Genomic DNA, 16,812 nt, shown 5'->3' with positions numbered 1-16,812 from the left:
TCTAAAGTAATGAAGGATGGGAATGGATTGACTAATCATAGCCGCAAACCGGCATATATATATACCTTTACATGCACCCCTGACGAACGCTCATTATCTAAAATGGAGATGCGCTCGTTCTTTGGCTTTGAGACTTCAGGGGATATTTTGAAAAGTGATATAGCCATTGAACCGAGCAGGAGCCCTTTTATAAAAGGGCGGGTCGATATCATGTTTGAAGGGGAAAGCATATCCGAAATCGTTGAGCAAGTTAAGGATATTCATTTGCCTGATTCGACGTTCAAAGTATTATTCGTGAAAATTAATGATTTGAATAAAGAAGAAAAAATAGATTATGATGGACAGCGTGAAATTGAACGGGAGATTGGCTGGCACATTCAGGGAAATGCCGATGTACGTAATCCAGATCAGGTCTTTGGAATCGTGACGCTTGGCGGTCGTTGGTATTTTGGGAAGTATGTCAAACCTGAAGCGGTTTGGTTAAAACATATGAAGAAGCCCCGTGAATATTCAACTGCGCTTAGCACGAGAGTGGCGAGGGCCATTGCCAACATTGCCGTTCCACATCCGGATGGGGTGAAGGCAATTGATCCATGCTGCGGAATTGGAACGGTATTGGTGGAAGCCCTTTCGATGGGGATCAATATTGATGGCCGGGATATCAACCCGCTTGTTACCGACGGTTCAAGGGAGAACATTGCCTATTTTGGACTCGAAGGTGATGTAACTACAGGTCCGATTTCGGAGGTCACCAGTAAATATGATGTAGCGATTATCGATATGCCTTATAATCTATATACACATGCGACGCCGGAGGATCAGCTATCAATCCTTAAACACGCAAGGGACTTTGCTGATAAGGTAGTCGTCGTAACGATCGATACGATGGATCATATGATTGAAGAAGCTGGATTTGAGATTGCTGATCGCTGTGTTGCAAGGAAAGGCATTTTTTCCAGAGAGATTGTCGTGTGCGTTTAAGTATCTTCTGCAAGAAAAGGCTGATATTTCAGTGTCAATTAGACAAATAAAAAGGGCTTTGCTGCCATCTGGCTTCGATATTCAACCGATGCCAGATGGCGGACAAGTCCCCTTTACATTAAGTTTCAAAATTGACTAGATTCCGGGTGTAGATGAACTTTCAGGAATTTTTTCATATTCTGATGGATTAAGATTATGAACCGATCCATCTGTTACTCCATTGATAATACCCATTAGCCCCGTTTCAACCGTTTTTACGAGCTGGCCATTCTTTTTTTGCCCAAAGTTTTGTGTTTGACCACTAACTTCAAATAGAACCGTCCCACTTCCGTTTAAAGCAAATGTCCCTAAAGCAGTCCCTGGCAGGTCAATAGATTGATCATATAATGAAATATTTGTAAAAACTGAATTCCCTTTTGCTTGCAGTGCATTATATGCAGTAAGTGTTAACTGACGAGAGAAATCATATTTGAAATCATCTGCATACTCTGCATATTTAGCACCTTCTGGAGTGCTTGGATTAGGAACGAATTTTCCTGATATTGACATAGTTGCACGCTCATCAGTTCCTTCGATATATGGGAATCCTTGATGATGAAGATCGATAAAAACATCCACTTTCCCGAATTTCGATTTTAACCCTTTATATGTGTCACGTAGCGTTTGCGCTTCGGGGGTAATAAACCAGCCTGGCTTTTCAGATGCCCCCGGGAAGTCTTGAGGTTTTGGTACATAATTTAGGTCTGGATTGAAGTCACGATTAACATCAAATCCCGGTTTGCTAGCATAGTCGTCTCCTGATCTGGGAGTAGTGTAATAGTTCCAAGTAGGTTTTGCATTAGAAAGTTGGGGGAATTCACCTACAACTTCAGACCATTTCATCTCATTTCCACGACGATCAAGCTCTGAGCCGTCTACGTTCATCATTGGAATGGCAACAATTGTTAGTTCATCAAGAACTTTCTTTACCTCAGGCGAGTTACTTTGACCAAGGTTTTTAAGAATGTTCAATAACGCGACAGTTCCTGTTTTTTCATTTCCATGAATTTCACTTTGAATAAGAACGACTTTGTCACCATGACCGACAGTCACTTTTTGAATGGAACGGCCCTGATTCGTTTTTCCGGCCACTTCTACATTGACTATCCCTCCACTCGCTTGCTCAAGTTGATTTAATTCATTTACAAGTTCGTCATAATTTAGGAATGCTTCGGTAGAAAGGTTCGTTCCGCCTGTCGGATTTGGTCCTCTTTCAGCTAAGCTGACATTTGGGCCAAGTAATGTTGCGGCTACTACTGTTGAACTTAAAACCTTTAAAAATTTTCTTTTCACATCAAATCTCCTATTCTGAAAATATTTAATATTCAGAAATAAATTCTTCACTTTCTAATCGATTTCCTGTTAGATTCATTAAAACACCCAAAAAGGCCTATGTATTTCAGATTCAATTATTTTGTACATTTTTCCATGAAAAAGTCCCTGCTAAGTGGGGACGATTTCAATTCAGCCTTTTTTGATGTCATTTAGCTTGATAATGAACTACATTTTCAACGAATTGTTTCGTGACCTTCCCCTGATATTCCAAATAATCCAAATGGCCGATGATTTCTGACATGACGAGCGGGAATTCTGCTATATACTTTTGTTTGTAAAACTCCTTTGCCAGGTCATTGCCTGTAGAAATTCCGGATTCTATCAAGGCCAGGATCTTTTGTGATTTCCTCTCTATGCTGTTGAGTCTTTTTTCAATCAGATGACCGGGTTGTTCAATCACGTTACCATGACCAGGAAAGAGGAGATTCACCTGTAATGCTGAACATCGTTTTAATGAATCGATATGATCTACAAGAGTCAGCATTCTATTACCGTTTTCATCAGGTTCGATCAAGGCATTGCTTGAGATATGTTCAATCAATAAATCACCGGCAAGAAGCTGTTTCCCTTCTCGGTCAAGGAAAGCAATTTGATCCGGGGCATGCCCGGGAAACTCGATCACTTCAAAATTCAGCCAGTGTTTTTCCGTGATTGCGATGATGTCACCATTCAGTTTTTGATCTTTATTATTATCGACCGCGTTGAATAGGTAAGCCACTTGTTTATCTCCAAGTTCACCACAGCCCATCTCAAGGTATAGCTGTTTATAAAATTCAATTCTCATACTTAAGAAGTCAGGGTCCCTTTTTAAACGGGGAATGGATTTAGAATGGGCATAAACGGGAATGGGATGGAGTTCGGTAATCCGGTTGACCAAACCAACATGGTCTCCATGGTGATGGGTTAACAAAATTTCCGTGATGTCCCCAACTGTAAATCCATTTTCGTTTAATGTTTGCTGCAGTGCATTCCAGCAAACGTCATCATTCATACCTGCATCGACTAATGTTAAAGATTCATCCTGTTTAACTAAATAAAAGTTTATACTTTTTAAAGATAAAGCGCTTGGAGCTATAATTGGATAAATTTTAAATGTTGTATTCGTTTTCATGAACGTCCCATATCCTCCTAAATCGAGATAAACTTCATCTGGAAAAATGCCATATTACTAATGACCAAATAGATGTAAAGGGTTTTTATTCTATGATTGGTTGAATGAACTGAAACTGTCAAGCGGAAGCTTCCAGGCAATCAAGAAATTTAATAGTAAGATTGATTGGAAAAGGATGGTCTATTTATCTAGTTTATTTTAAAATTGAATACACAAGCTAGTCATTTAGCCAATATTCTTTAAATTTAATTATTGTGTAATGAAAACTGAATGTGTTCCATGGAAAGAAATGGTATAGGGGGTTATGGTTTGAAGCCGAAAATTTATATTACAAGGAAATTGCCAGAACAAATCGTCGAGGGTCTTAGTCGGAATTATGATGTCAGGATGTGGGATCAAGAGGATATACCGGTCCCTAGAGAAGTCCTTGTAGAAGAAATGAAAGAAGTCGAGGGGCTGCTTTGCTTATTGACGGAACAAATCGATGAGTCACTGATTGAACAGGCACCCAATCTGAAAATCATCGCGAATATGGCAGTGGGCCATAATAATATTGACGTTCAAAGTGCAACAAAACGGGGCATCATGGTAACGAACACACCGGGGGTTTTAACGGAAACGACAGCTGATTTAACCTTCGGCTTACTGCTTGCAACGGCAAGGAGGATGATGGAGGCAGAAGATTATTTAAGGAGTGGAAAGTGGGAAACATGGTCGCCGATGCAGCTGACAGGACAAGATGTACACGGTGCAACGCTTGGTATCATCGGGTTAGGCAGAATTGGGGAAGCCCTTGCAAAAAGAGCTAAGGGATTTGATATGAACTTAGTTTATTTTAATCGAAGCCGTAAATATGAACAGGAAAAAGAGTTAGGAATCGAATATCAGCCCCTTGAAAAATTGCTCCAAATCTCGGATTTCGTTTGTGTCATGCTGCCGCTCACAGCGGAAACGGCTTATATGATTGGCAAGGAGCAGCTGGAATTGATGAAAGGGACGGCTGTGCTCATTAATACCGCAAGAGGCGGAATTATCGATGAAAAAGCGTTGTACCAGGCGCTGGAAAATCGAGAGATTTGGGCGGCTGGATTGGATGTATTCGAAGAAGAGCCCGTCCCTCTGGACCACCCGCTGCTAACTTTGCCCAATGTGGTTACATTACCGCATATCGGGAGTGCTAGCATTGCCACAAGAATGAAAATGGCAACTCTTGCTGTACAAAACTTAGTGGACGGATTAACTGGTGATACTCCCCGTAATTTAGTATTGTTGAATAAATCAAAATGACGCTAAAATGGGGTTCGGATTGATTTCATCCCGAACAAAGATTTTAAAACAAGAATAGACTATCCTTCATGTTTTTTTACTATAACCCTTATTGGATTGAAGAAATTTGCGACACTCTTGCCGAATAACTGGCTTGCCGAGACCCCACAGACGCTTGCGTCAAGGAGGCTTGGCAGACAGTCGGCGGAAAGGGAGCGGATTTCTGAAATCACCGGCAACCTTTTTTAAATAAAAAAACTGCAGGCAAGCTCTCTTCACTTCAAGTTGATCTCGCTGAAGAGAATCATGTTTAGAAAGCATCCTCATCACCTCAAGTTTTAATACTTCTATTTTAAAACAAAAATGACTCCAGGCAAAAGTGTTCTAACTAAAAGGTAAGACAAAGTTGATTGGAGCGGGTGTACGAGACTCCTGCTTAGAAAAGCGTGTCTAAGGGAGACCCCGCAGGCGAAAGCCGAGGGCCGACCGCCCGCGGAAAGCGAGTGCCCTACGTTCCAATCAACGTCCAAATTGTACAAGCCATAAAAATAGACAAATTCGATTTTCATCGAGTTTGTCTACAATCTGAAATGACCCCAAAAATGGGGTCATTTTTTTATGGGGAATGTAATAGTGTTTCTTTGGTTCGTAGTATTCTCAAATGATATTTTCTGAAATATGATTTGTCCTTTTTAGAAGATTTCAGAGTTTTGATGCACCTGTGCTTACCTGAGTGCCGAAAGGAAGAATCCCATTCAAGTGGAGCATACTTATCGTAAATTGTGCCGATCTTTTGTAAAATAAAGAAAGTCGAGTTTATTAGGAAGAACAATTAGTTGAAAGGGATAGGGTTAATAATGATTGAAATGAAGGAAACGATATCATCAGGCAACGAAATGACTAAATCCAAAAGGCTGTTGATGGCTCTTATGCTAGGGTCTTTTGCAGCGATTGGACCATTGTCACTTGATATGTATTTACCGGGTCTCCCCACACTGGCAGAGGATCTGAAAAGCAGTACGTCATTAGCGCAGCTAAGCTTGACTGCCTGCTTGTTAGGGTTGGCTTTGGGCCAAATTTATTTAGGGCCTCTAAGTGATGCAAAAGGAAGGCGTTCACCGTTAATCATATCTTTATCCATTTATTGCATTTCATCTCTGTTATGCGCTTTTGCTCCAACCATTGAATTGCTTTTATTATTACGTTTTATCCAAGGTATTGCGGGAGCGGGAGGCATTGTCATTTCAAGGGCCATAGTTCGTGACCTTTTTTCAGGAACGGATTTGACCAAGTTCTTCTCCATGTTAATGCTGGTAAATGGGGCGGCACCGATATTGGCTCCGGTTTTTGGCGGTCAACTTTTGCAGTTCACTTCTTGGCGGGGCGTTTTCATTGTCATTTCAGTATTAAGTATCATTATGGTTGCGGCTGCATTTTTTGGGATAAAGGAAACTTTATCGTCCAATCACAGGAGTGCTGGCGGGGTAAATGATACGATCAGGACTTTTGGGAACTTATTGAAGGATCGTGTGTTTATGGGCTATGCTTTTGCACAGGGATTCATAAGTGCTGCAATGTTCGCTTATATTTCCGGGTCGCCTTTTGTTCTCCAGAACATTTATGGGGTTTCCCCGCAGATCTTCAGCCTGATTTTTGCAATAAACGGGGTTGGGATCATCATCGCTTCACAAGTTGCCGGGAAGCTGGCAGGCAAGGTTAAAGAAGAAAGATTGCTTCAAATGGGGTTATGCCTAGCTTTGTTTGGGGGAATATTACTTCTTGCCTCAGTCCTTCTCGAAATGGGCTTGGCCGGAATCTTGGCCGCTTTATTCCTCTCCGTCTCCAGCGTCGGTATTGTCGGTACAACGAGTTTTTCTTTAGCGATGCAAAATCAGAAAAAAACAGCAGGCAGTGCTTCGGCTTTAATTGGCTTGCTTCCCTTCATATTAGGATCACTAATGGCTCCCCTGGTGGGGTTAGGTTCAGGTGAGTCGCCCTTGCCGATGGGAATTGTGATGGTAAGTTGTCATGTCATCGCCATGTGCGCCTATTTACTCCTTGCCCGTCGCGGGTTAAGGCGAGTTGCTTAAAAAGAAAAGCTGAAATCCTGATGTGGATTTCAGCTTTTTGATTCATAATAGTGATTCCGCTCCATCGATATAAACTTCCGTGCCCGTAACATGGGAGGACATGTCTGATGCTAGGAACAATACGAGATCACCAGCTTGTTCGGCAGTCCCCGCTTTCCTCGCTAGGGGCTGGGAGCCTTCGGGATATTCAATGGGAATCCTGATTTTTTTAAGGTTTTCTTCTTCCGGGAATGTATTATCGTCAATGCTCGTATCGATTGAACCGGGACAAATGGTATTTACCCTGATTCTATATCTTGCCAATTCGAGTGCGGCCATTTTACCGAAAGCGACTTGACCGGCTTTGGATGAACTATAAGCGGAAAAACCAAAATTCTTGAAGTATCGGTTTCCGTTGATGGAGCTGTTGATCACGATGCTGCCACCCGTTTCCTTCATGTAAGGAATGGCGTATTTGATGGTGAGAAAGGTCCCTTTGAGGTTGATGGTATGTGTCTTATCCCAATCTTCCGGCTTTATGTCTTCTATAGGGGCAATCACTCCGTTGATGCCTGCGTTTGCAAATACAAAATCAATTTTCCCAAAATGTTCATGGGCTGTTTTGTAGGCAAGTTCAACTTGCTCAGCCTTGGAAACATCCGTTTTAATGATTAGAGCCTCTCGACCAAGACTCTCGACTTCTTCCTTCACTTTTTCGGCATTTTCGACTGTACGGTCAAAAAAGATGATGTTCGCGCCGTTTTCAGCTAGTTTCAGTGCGGCACCCCGGCCAATTCCTGATCCCCCACCGGTAATGATGGCAACTTTGTTTTTCATTAATTCTGTCATACACTTCACACGCTCCTTTTAAGTTTTCTTTCCCATTTTGGGAGTATGTAGAAACATCATGGCAGTTGTAATATAGAAAAATTATAAACGAATATTGCCTAAAAAATCCAATTTAAGCAATTGCGAGTGTTCAATTTACTTTGTTTTTCAGTGAAATGTCTGTATATTGAGGACATGATAAAGTTAGCTTGAAAGGGGATAGGATGTTGATAAGATTAGGGGTAATAGGTACAAATTGGATCACGGAACGATTTTTGGAGGCTGCAAAGCATGTAGAGGGTCTATCGTTAACCGCCGTGTATTCACGTACAGAGGAGAAAGCGAAGGAATTTGCCAATAAATACGAAGTACATACGACTTTTACGAATTTAGAAGCAATGGCCAGCAGCGATGAAATCGATGCTGTGTATATAGCAAGCCCTAACTCTCATCATTGCAGGCAAGCCGTGTTATTTTTGCAAAATAAAAAACATGTATTATGTGAAAAACCAATGGCCTCGAATGCGGCTGAAGTAAGGGAAATGATTGAGGCTGCAAAACAAAATGATGTGCTATTGATGGAAGCGATGAAATCGACCATCATGCCGAATTTCGAAAGTATAAAGGGGAATCTGGATAAAATCGGGAAGATTAGGCGTTTCTCGGGAAGCTTTTGCCAATATTCATCACGCTATGATTCATATAAACAAGGAACTGTGCTGAATGCATTCAATCCGGAATTCTCCAGTGGCTCTTTAATGGATTTAGGCATTTACGTCCTCTATCCTCTTGTTGTACTGTTCGGTAAACCGAATAAGGTGCAGGCATCAGGAACGATGCTCGAATCAGGAGTTGATGGGCAAGGTACGATTATGCTTTCCTATGATGAAATGGAGGCAGTCGTCATGTTTTCCAAAATTACTGAGTCCAATTTGCCATCGGAAATTCAAGGTGAACATGGAAGCATCATCATTCAGAAAATTTCAGGACCGCAAGCGGTGGATATTCAGTATCGGGATGGAACCACTGAAAATATTTCCGTTAAACAGGATATGCCTACCATGTATTATGAAGCGAAGGAATTTGTTGATTTGATACAGCAGGGGAAAATGGAATCCGATATAAATACATATTCGAATTCACTGTTGACTATGGAAATCATGGATGAAGCAAGAAGGCAAATCGGCATCGTCTTTCCTTCAGACCGTGGATAAGGCCAATCATGAAGGGGAAAAATGGATGTTACTGATATCCCTTAATTGGGTAGAACTAGTACAGGGATAATTTTATTGTTGGGGGAATGGAAATGAAGTGCAAAATAAATCGCAATGCAGCAAAGGTCTTACAAAAGATGCTCAGCACTGAAGAAGCCGAAGGGAAAATGATTCGTGTATATATCACCCATATGCATGGCGATCATGCCCATTATGACATGAAGCTTGATACACCGGCAGAATATGATGAAATCGTCAAAACAGATAAAGATATCGATATTTTGCTTGATTCACGTGAAGAATTTCTGGATGGTGTCTGGATTAAATATTTTTATGTTCCTGAAGAAGGCTTTGAAATCACGAATCCTTCTAAAGAACCGCATGGACATCATCACCACTAATAGTAAAGGGGGAGGATTGGCATGAATCAAAAATACGAAAAGATCTTTCAACCATATATATTTCCATCAGGGGTAGAAGTGAAAAATCGTATCATGATGGCTCCTATGACCACTTATTCTTCGGATGACAAAGGCGTTGTAACCGATGATGAACTGGCCTATTACGCTGAGCGCTCGGCTGGTGCAGGTGCGGTTGTCACGGCATGTGCCTATGTATCTGCTGGGGGCAAGGGATTCCTAGGCCAACTAAGTGCAGATGACGATTCCTTTATCCCATCCTTGAGAAAACTAGCTGAAACGATTCAGTCCAACGGGTCAAAAGCGATCCTGCAAATATATCATGGAGGCCGTCAAAGTCCGCCGGAATTATTGCCTGATAACCAACCGATTTCTGCAAGTGCCATTGCCTCCAGCGAGGAAGCACCTGTACCGCGGGAAATGAATGAAGATGAAATACAAGACGTTATTAAGGCATTTGGCGAAGCAACAAGAAGGGCCATCGAAGCAGGTTTCGATGGTGTGGAAATCCATGGTGCCAATACTTACTTGCTTCAACAATTCTTCTCGCCACACTCGAACCGCCGTACAGATAAATGGGGCGGAACATTGGGAAAACGATTGATTTTCCCGCTTACCATTGTGAATGAAGTTGAGAGAACGGTTGCCGAGCATGCAGAAAAGCCGTTTATAATTGGCTACCGCCTTTCTCCTGAAGAAGGCAGCAATCCTGGAATCACTTTAGATGATACGATCCAATTTGTTGATAGATTAGCGAATCAAAACCTGGACTATCTACATATATCAGTAGGTCACTTCTGGAATGGTTCATTCCGTGAGAGTGATAGGACAAAGTCGCGCATCGTTAAAATTTACGATAAAGTAGGTAATCGTATCCCGGTGGTCGGTGTAGGTTCACTGCATACACCCGATGAAGTTGCAGAAGCCATGGAAACGGGGGTCCCTTTTATCGCCCTTGGCCGTGAACTTCTTATGGAACCGCATTGGATTGAAAAAATCAGGTCTGGAAAAGAAGCGGAAATACGGACTACCCTCTCAAAAAAAGATCAGGATGAACTGGTCATTCCAGATCCGCTTTGGGAAAAGTTGATCGGGATAAAAGGTTGGCTCCCGGTTGTGGAATGATGAGCCGATATCTAGAATAATAGGTTACCCATCCTTCATTTTATTGGAGGACGGGATGTTAGTTTCCAATAAGGCTAAGGTCCATGACTAAAAAAGCCTGCATTTGTTATTTTAAAATAACAAATGCAGGCTTTTTATTATTTTAAAAATCAAATTTCAGCTACGGAATCTTGGATGATGTTTTCAGTTGGAATGATGGTATGCGGTATCTGATCTTGATTACCCTTTATCTTTGTAAAGAGGACCTGTACAGCGATGTCCCCTAATTTTTTTACGGGAATTTCTTTACAAGTCAAAGAGGGAGCGAGAAAAGGATGTAAATTTGAATTACTGTACCCTACGATGGATAGGTCTCCCGGTATGGAGATTCCATTTTCAGCTGCCATCTTATATATACTCATCACCTTAAGGTCATCAGTTGCAAAAACGGCTGTCGGCCCGTTATTTCCCAATAGTTGTTTTGCTGATTGATGTGCGGCATCAATCGTATACCCACTGTTGATGATCCATTCATTCTTTAGTGGGAGCCCATTGTACTTCATGCATGATTTATATCCTTCCAAGCGATCGATCGAAACATGATAATCGAGTGGAGAATGTAAGCAGGCGATTTCACGGTGTCCCTTATCTATCAAATATTGCGTCAAATCATAACTGTCCTTGTAATTATTTGTGTCTACGGAAAAAACGTTTTTGTAATGACCTTCGACCTTTCCGATGACTACTATAGGTATATTAAATGGATCTATTTGTTGAAAGAAGTTTTCATCAGCAGGGGAACTTAGCATTATGATCCCTTTTATTAATTTTTCTTTTATTTTCCTGATGCACTTTTGAAGTTCATCCTGACTGTTTTTCGCAGTCTGTAATATCACATCGAAGTTTTCGTCTTCAGCATTGGTTGATATTGTATGAATGATCTCTGAGAAAAATGGGTTATTTTCGGTAGTTTTGGCAGAACGAGATAATACCATGATCGCATCAAAGCCGGAAGATAGGGCCCGGGCTAATTTACTAGGTTGATAGTTTAATTGTTCAATTGCTTTTAACACGCGCTCTCGCGATTCAACAGAGATGTTGCTTTGATTGTTTAGCACGCGAGATACGGTGGATTTTGAAACCATTGCAACACGGGCGATATCGTAGATGGTGTGTCCCAATAAAGTTCTCTCCCTCCTAGTATGTTATCTGGATGATCATTACTTCTGAATTGTATTGGGTCTTTATGCACCACAGGAAAAATGGATTAAATTCCTTACTGATGGTTTTATTATAGGTTGATCTTAAATTTAGAGAGCGGTTTCATAGGGTAAATTATATGGATGAATCAGGATAGTGGCAATAGAAATTTTTAAAGTGATAGGCAATGTTGCAGAGAAAGTCGTTTCTATACTTCATACAAAAGTAGGTAATCCCACTAAAATAAAAGCGTGATTCTTAATTTTTGGTTCTTGTTGACAGAGAACGCTTACTGTATTATATTTTGTTTGTGGGAGCGGTTCCACGAAGAAGAATAATTCTATTAATTTATGGAAACGGTTCCAAGAAGGGGGCGTATATGGAATACATTAAACAGAGATTATCTGCAATTTATGGAGAATCGGATACAGAAAAGATGTGGCCTGAACTAAAAGGGAAGCTTGTGGAAGCAAAAGAAACACCTTATAAAGAAAGAAAACAAGGATGGGATGAGAAGGATATCGTCTTGATTACATATTCGGATCAATTTCAGGAGGAAGGACAGCCTACACTGGCGACTTTTGAGAAGGTATTTGATCGTTATTTAGCAGACAAATTTGAAATTGTCCATCTGCTGCCTTTTTATCCATATTCGTCGGATGATGGTTTTTCGGTAGTGGATTATAAGAAGGTCAATCAAATTGCAGGAGATTGGAAAGATGTTGAAAAACTATCGAAGAAAACGAGAATCATGTTTGATTATGTGTGCAATCATATTTCAGCAAAGAGTGATTGGTTTACAGAGTACAAAAAAGGAAACCCTGAATATTCCGGCTTCTTTACAGAGATGGATCCGAATGTAGATCTGAGTTCAGTAACAAGACCGAGATCCACACCTGTCCTAACCAGGTTTAAAATGGAGGATGGAACGGAAAAGCATATTTGGACGACATTTAGTGAAGACCAAATTGATTTGAATTTCAAAAACCCAAAAGTTTTATTAAGAATGATTGATATTCTATTATTCTATATTGAGCAAGGTGCGGAATATATCAGGCTGGATGCGGTAGGGTTCATGTGGAAAGAAGTCGGAGGGCCTTGTATCCACCTTGAAAAAACGCATCAAATCATAAAATTGTTCCGTGATATTGTTGAGGAAGTTGCTAAAGGAACTGTCATCATCACTGAAACGAATGTACCTCATAAAGATAATATTTCATATTTCGGCAATGGAAGCGATGAGGCGCATATGGTTTATCAATTCCCTTTACCGCCGCTTGTGCTTTACTCCATCAATCGCGGAAATGGGAGCGCTCTCACAGAGTGGGCAAAAAATCTACAGCCAGCAGGGGATAATACAACATTCTTTAATTTCCTTGCCTCACACGACGGTATTGGATTGAATCCTATTCGCGGCATTATCTCAGAAGAAGAAATTCTCGATCTGGTAACAGACCTGAAAAGGGAAGGCGCAAAAGTAAACTACAAAAAAAATCCAGATGGCACGGAAAGTCCGTATGAAATAAATGTGACATACTTGGACGCTTTGAATAAACTGACGGATAATGATGAATTAAGGGTGAAACGCTTTTTAACGGCACATTCTATTTTATTATCACTTCAGGGAGTGCCTGCGGTTTATATCCAGAGTATATTAGGATCCAGAAATGATTATGAAGGTGCTGTCAAAACAGGAATGAACCGTTCAATTAACCGCCAGAAGTATAGTTTGGATAAAATTGAAACTGAACTGGAGAAATCAGGTTCTTTACGAAGCAGGATATATGGGGAGTTAACGGACATTATCCAAATTAGAAAAGCAGAAGCATTATTTCATCCGGATGTACCGATGGAAATTTTGGATAAAGGTGAAAAAGTATTTGCACTTAAAAGAGGAAATGATCCCCAGAAAAGCCTGGTCAATATTCATAATATTGCGAATGAACCTGTTGATTTCAAGATTTCAGGAAGTTTTATAAATATTATAACGGGGGAAGAAATGGCTTTCGACGGTTCTATTATACTAAGTCCCTATCAATTCCTTTGGTTGAAAGCGATTTAACTAGGAGGTAAAAAGATGAAATTCAACATCCTAAGTTTGGTGGTTATCTTAGTTTTAAGCATTACTTTGTCAGCATGCGGCGGGAACGAAAAGACAGGAGAAGATGCAAAAACAACGATTGAGTTCATGCATTCCTCTGTAGAACAAGAGCGTCTGGCCGTCATCAACAAGCTGGTAAAAAAGTTTGAGAAAGAAAATCCCACTATTAAAATCAAGCAAGTTCCAGTTCAAGAAGATTCATATAATACAAAAATCATCACTTTAGCAAGTGCCGGAAAACTCCCTGCGGTCCTTGAAGTGGGACATGATTATGCCAAAGTCATGGATAAAGAACAACTTATCGACAAAGAGGCAGTCAGTAATACGCTTGATAAAGCTGGTAGCCAAAACTTCTATGATGGTGCCTTAAAATTATTAACACCAGAAGATGGGAAAGGACACACTGGTGTCCCTATCAGTGGCTGGGTTCAAGGCATTTGGTTTAATAAAGAAATGCTGGCATCCAAAGGATTTGAAGAGCCGAAAACCTGGGAAGATGTAATGTCGATCGCAAAGGCATTTACTGACAGCGGCAATAAAAAGTATGGTATTGGTTTGCCGACTGTTGAAGGGGGATTTTCAGAGCAGGCATTTTCACAATTCGCTCTTTCGAACAATGCGAATGTACTTGATGGCAAAGGGCAGTTGGATTTTAATAAACAGGCGATGAAAGAAGCGCTGACTTATTATAAAAAATTGGCCCGATACACGATGCCTGGTTCAAATGATACCACTGAAGTGAAAGATGCATTCATGAATGGCACAACTCCAATGGCGGTATATTCGACATATATCCTGCCTTCTGTTTATGAAGAAGGGGATGCAGGAAATATTGGGTTTGCAATTCCGGAGAAAAAAACAAAAGCGGTGTTTGGAACGGTTTCTGCAATCACGATCTCTTCTGGATTGGATGAAGATCAAAAAGAAGCAGCACAGAAATTCACAGCATTTTTGGCCAAGCCAGAAAATATGACCGAGTGGGTGTTAATGTCCCCAGGCGGTGCACAACCAGTTAGTAAAGCGGTTACAGAAAATGCCTCATATCAGGCAAATGAAGTTGTAAAAGCCTTCGGAGACTTATCAACCGAAATCGCAGCATCATTCAATGATATCCAAGTGTTTGGTTTGGTTGGTGAAAAAAACTACTTGAAAATGGGAGATATATCGAGTTCAGGCACTATTCCCAAATTAGTGAATGATATAACAGTCGGTGAAAAAAGCGTTGATATCGAACTTGAAAACGCAGAACGGAAAATGAAAGAGGTATTAAAAAAATAAGGCACAATAGAAGGTGATTAAGGCCCTCAATTTTTAGAAATATGTCCAAGGTCTACGCCTAACGATATAGTTAGAAAATCCCTTATTGGTTTGTATGATTTAAAAAATGTGATTATTTAGGGGGACCGTGAAAATGGAACAAAGAGGGAAATCAGATTTGAAATTGGCAGTGGTGCTACTTTTCCCAAGTGTCTTTTTAGTGCTTTTGCTTGTTGCATACCCAATGATATCTAACATAAAAATCAGCTTTTTTGATCTTCCAATCAACCCAAGGCTAAGTGCAACCTTTGTCGGGTTAAAAAACTATACAGATATACTGACTGATATCGAATTTTTAAAATCATTGGGAATTACACTTTTATACATGATTTTAGCGGTGGCAGGGAGTACAGCCTTGGGATTGGTTGTGGCAATCTTTTTTAACCGCCCATTCAAATTCCGTAAGGCTGCCCGTTCATTAATTATTCTGTCATATGTTACACCTTCAATTTCTTTGGTGTTTGCTTGGAAATACATGTTCAATAATGGCTATGGTGTCATAAACCATTTAGGGGTTGACGTGTTTCATTTATTTGAAAAGGCACCACTCTGGTTTGACAATCCTGTCAGCAGCTTCATTCTAGTCGTTCTTTTTGCAATATGGAGATACTTTCCTTATGCGTTCATCTCATTCCTGGCGATATTGCAGACGGTGGATAAAAGTTTATATGAGGCGGCAGAAATTGATGGGGCTTCCACATGGGAAAAGTTCAAAAACGTTACCATCCCGGCAATTATGCCGGTGCTGATAACCATTATAACTCTACGTTCCATCTGGTTGTTCTATATGTTCACAGATGTATATCTGTTAACAAACAAAGTGAATATTATTGGGATTTACTTATATGAAACGGCATTTGCTTTTAATGATCTCGGTAAAGCCGCATCCATCTCTGTAATTCTTTTTATAATTCTTTCTATCGTTATAATAGCATCAAGAAAGCGGGTGAAATTAAATGGCAATGGCTAGCAGTAAAAAGAATAAAGCAGCAAGAAAGATCGGGTTTTATCTTGGGCTGATCATCCTATTGACTATTTCCCTATTCCCTTTCTTCATCATGTTGATGACTTCCTTTAAAAGTTCGAAGGAAGCGGTTGCTACTAACCCATCCTTTTTTCCAAAGGATTGGACATTCCAGCATTATGTAGATATCTTTAATCCCGATATCTTCCCCTATTTAGCTTATTTTAAGAATAGTTTAATAGTGGCCCTTACTGCAGCATTGCTGTCCGTTGTAATAGGCATTTTCGGGGCCTATGCCCTTTCGAAATTGAAGTTTATCGGAAAAACCACCATAAATGCCAGTTTTTATACGGTGTATATGTTGTCTGGGATTTTACTTGTCGTTCCTTTATTTAAGATCATCTCCGGACTTGGGTTATATGATACGAAAACGGCACTGATTATCACCATGATTGTTCAAACGCTTCCAACCTCGATATTCATGTTAAAAAGTTATTTTGACACTATCCCGGAGGATCTGGAGGAAGCGGCGATGATTGATGGGTTGAACCGTGTACAGATCATTTTCTATATTATCATTCCACTAGCCATATCAGGTATCATTTCCGTTTTTGTATATTCCTTTATGGTCGCTTGGAATGATTACCTATTTGCATCCATTTTCTTGTCGGATTCCGCAAACTTCACGCTTCCAATCGGCTTAAATGCATTGTTCAGTACACCTGACTATATATGGGGCAGAATGATGGCGGCTTCACTTATAACGGCGCTGCCTGTAGTAGGGATGTACGCAATCTCCGAGCACTTCATAAAAGGAAACTTGACTGAAGGCGGAGTGAAAGGGTAAACGGAGTATCCAAATAA

Annotated in this window: 13 protein-coding genes and 1 pseudogene; 10 read left to right on the top strand and 4 right to left on the bottom strand. The window is 40.5% G+C overall.

All coding sequences use genetic code 11. The features are described 5' to 3' along the window. Positions 1 to 9 precede the first annotated feature (9 nt). Positions 10 to 981, top strand: a complete 972-nt coding sequence (locus ACFX4H_RS08740; protein WP_376708042.1) for a TRM11 family SAM-dependent methyltransferase — start codon at positions 10 to 12, stop codon at positions 979 to 981. A 135-nt stretch (positions 982 to 1,116) separates the two neighbouring features. Here ACFX4H_RS08740 and ACFX4H_RS08735 read toward each other — a convergent pair whose 3' ends face one another. After that, positions 1,117 to 2,313, bottom strand: coding sequence for a M14 family metallopeptidase (locus ACFX4H_RS08735; RefSeq protein WP_328137026.1), 1,197 nt, complete (start codon positions 2,311 to 2,313; stop codon positions 1,117 to 1,119). Positions 2,314 to 2,500: 187 nt separating this feature from the next. Continuing rightward, on the bottom strand, positions 2,501 to 3,466 hold the full coding sequence (locus tag ACFX4H_RS08730) for an MBL fold metallo-hydrolase (protein WP_249597056.1): 966 nt from the start codon (positions 3,464 to 3,466) through the stop codon (positions 2,501 to 2,503). 309 nt (positions 3,467 to 3,775) lie between these two features. Between ACFX4H_RS08730 and ACFX4H_RS08725 the strand changes: the two genes are divergently transcribed. Further along, the gene (locus ACFX4H_RS08725; RefSeq protein WP_377434945.1) at positions 3,776 to 4,753 is read left to right on the top strand and encodes a 2-hydroxyacid dehydrogenase; all 978 of its coding nucleotides are present in this window, start codon (positions 3,776 to 3,778) and stop codon (positions 4,751 to 4,753) included. A gap of 836 nt (positions 4,754 to 5,589) precedes the next feature. Beyond that, positions 5,590 to 6,822 (top strand): multidrug effflux MFS transporter, encoded by a 1,233-nt coding sequence (locus ACFX4H_RS08720; protein ID WP_377434944.1) that lies wholly within the window; start codon positions 5,590 to 5,592, stop codon positions 6,820 to 6,822. 42 nt (positions 6,823 to 6,864) lie between these two features. Here the strand turns inward: ACFX4H_RS08720 and ACFX4H_RS08715 are convergent, their stop codons facing one another. Then, positions 6,865 to 7,650 (bottom strand): SDR family oxidoreductase, encoded by a 786-nt coding sequence (locus ACFX4H_RS08715; RefSeq protein WP_377434942.1) that lies wholly within the window; start codon positions 7,648 to 7,650, stop codon positions 6,865 to 6,867. Positions 7,651 to 7,856: 206 nt separating this feature from the next. Between ACFX4H_RS08715 and ACFX4H_RS08710 the strand changes: the two genes are divergently transcribed. From ACFX4H_RS08710 to ACFX4H_RS08700, 3 genes are all read left to right on the top strand, one after another. Further along, the gene (locus ACFX4H_RS08710) at positions 7,857 to 8,843 is read left to right on the top strand and encodes a Gfo/Idh/MocA family protein (protein ID WP_249597123.1); all 987 of its coding nucleotides are present in this window, start codon (positions 7,857 to 7,859) and stop codon (positions 8,841 to 8,843) included. 92 nt (positions 8,844 to 8,935) lie between these two features. Then, complete coding sequence (locus tag ACFX4H_RS08705) at positions 8,936 to 9,244, top strand: iron-sulfur cluster assembly accessory protein (protein ID WP_063591787.1); 309 nt, start codon at positions 8,936 to 8,938, stop codon at positions 9,242 to 9,244. A 21-nt stretch (positions 9,245 to 9,265) separates the two neighbouring features. Next, complete coding sequence (locus ACFX4H_RS08700) at positions 9,266 to 10,387, top strand: NADH-dependent flavin oxidoreductase (protein ID WP_377434941.1); 1,122 nt, start codon at positions 9,266 to 9,268, stop codon at positions 10,385 to 10,387. 149 nt (positions 10,388 to 10,536) lie between these two features. Here ACFX4H_RS08700 and ACFX4H_RS08695 read toward each other — a convergent pair. Further along, a pseudogene (locus tag ACFX4H_RS08695) lies at positions 10,537 to 11,571 on the bottom strand (LacI family DNA-binding transcriptional regulator); the annotation flags it as partial. Positions 11,572 to 11,945: 374 nt separating this feature from the next. Here ACFX4H_RS08695 and ACFX4H_RS08690 point away from each other — a divergent pair. The 4 genes from ACFX4H_RS08690 to ACFX4H_RS08675 all read left to right on the top strand — a co-directional run bounded on the left by ACFX4H_RS08690 (position 11,946) and on the right by ACFX4H_RS08675 (position 16,795). Next, positions 11,946 to 13,628: a sugar phosphorylase gene (locus ACFX4H_RS08690; RefSeq protein WP_377434939.1), complete on the top strand. Its 1,683-nt coding sequence runs from the start codon at positions 11,946 to 11,948 to the stop codon at positions 13,626 to 13,628. Positions 13,629 to 13,643: 15 nt separating this feature from the next. Continuing rightward, on the top strand, positions 13,644 to 14,945 hold the full coding sequence (locus ACFX4H_RS08685) for an ABC transporter substrate-binding protein (RefSeq protein WP_241637147.1): 1,302 nt from the start codon (positions 13,644 to 13,646) through the stop codon (positions 14,943 to 14,945). Positions 14,946 to 15,078: 133 nt separating this feature from the next. Then, positions 15,079 to 15,954: a carbohydrate ABC transporter permease gene (locus ACFX4H_RS08680; protein WP_063596427.1), complete on the top strand. Its 876-nt coding sequence runs from the start codon at positions 15,079 to 15,081 to the stop codon at positions 15,952 to 15,954. Beyond that, the gene (locus ACFX4H_RS08675) at positions 15,947 to 16,795 is read left to right on the top strand and encodes a carbohydrate ABC transporter permease (RefSeq protein ID WP_370028923.1); all 849 of its coding nucleotides are present in this window, start codon (positions 15,947 to 15,949) and stop codon (positions 16,793 to 16,795) included. Before ACFX4H_RS08680 ends, ACFX4H_RS08675 begins: the two co-directional genes overlap by 8 nt. Positions 16,796 to 16,812 lie beyond the last annotated feature (17 nt).

It is taken from the genome of Peribacillus sp. YIM B13477, from assembly GCF_042787955.1.
GTDB lineage: Bacteria > Bacillota > Bacilli > Bacillales > DSM-1321 > Peribacillus > Peribacillus frigoritolerans.
The sequence above is the reverse complement of the archived record's forward strand: the minus strand, read 5'-3'. Positions and strand labels throughout refer to the sequence as shown.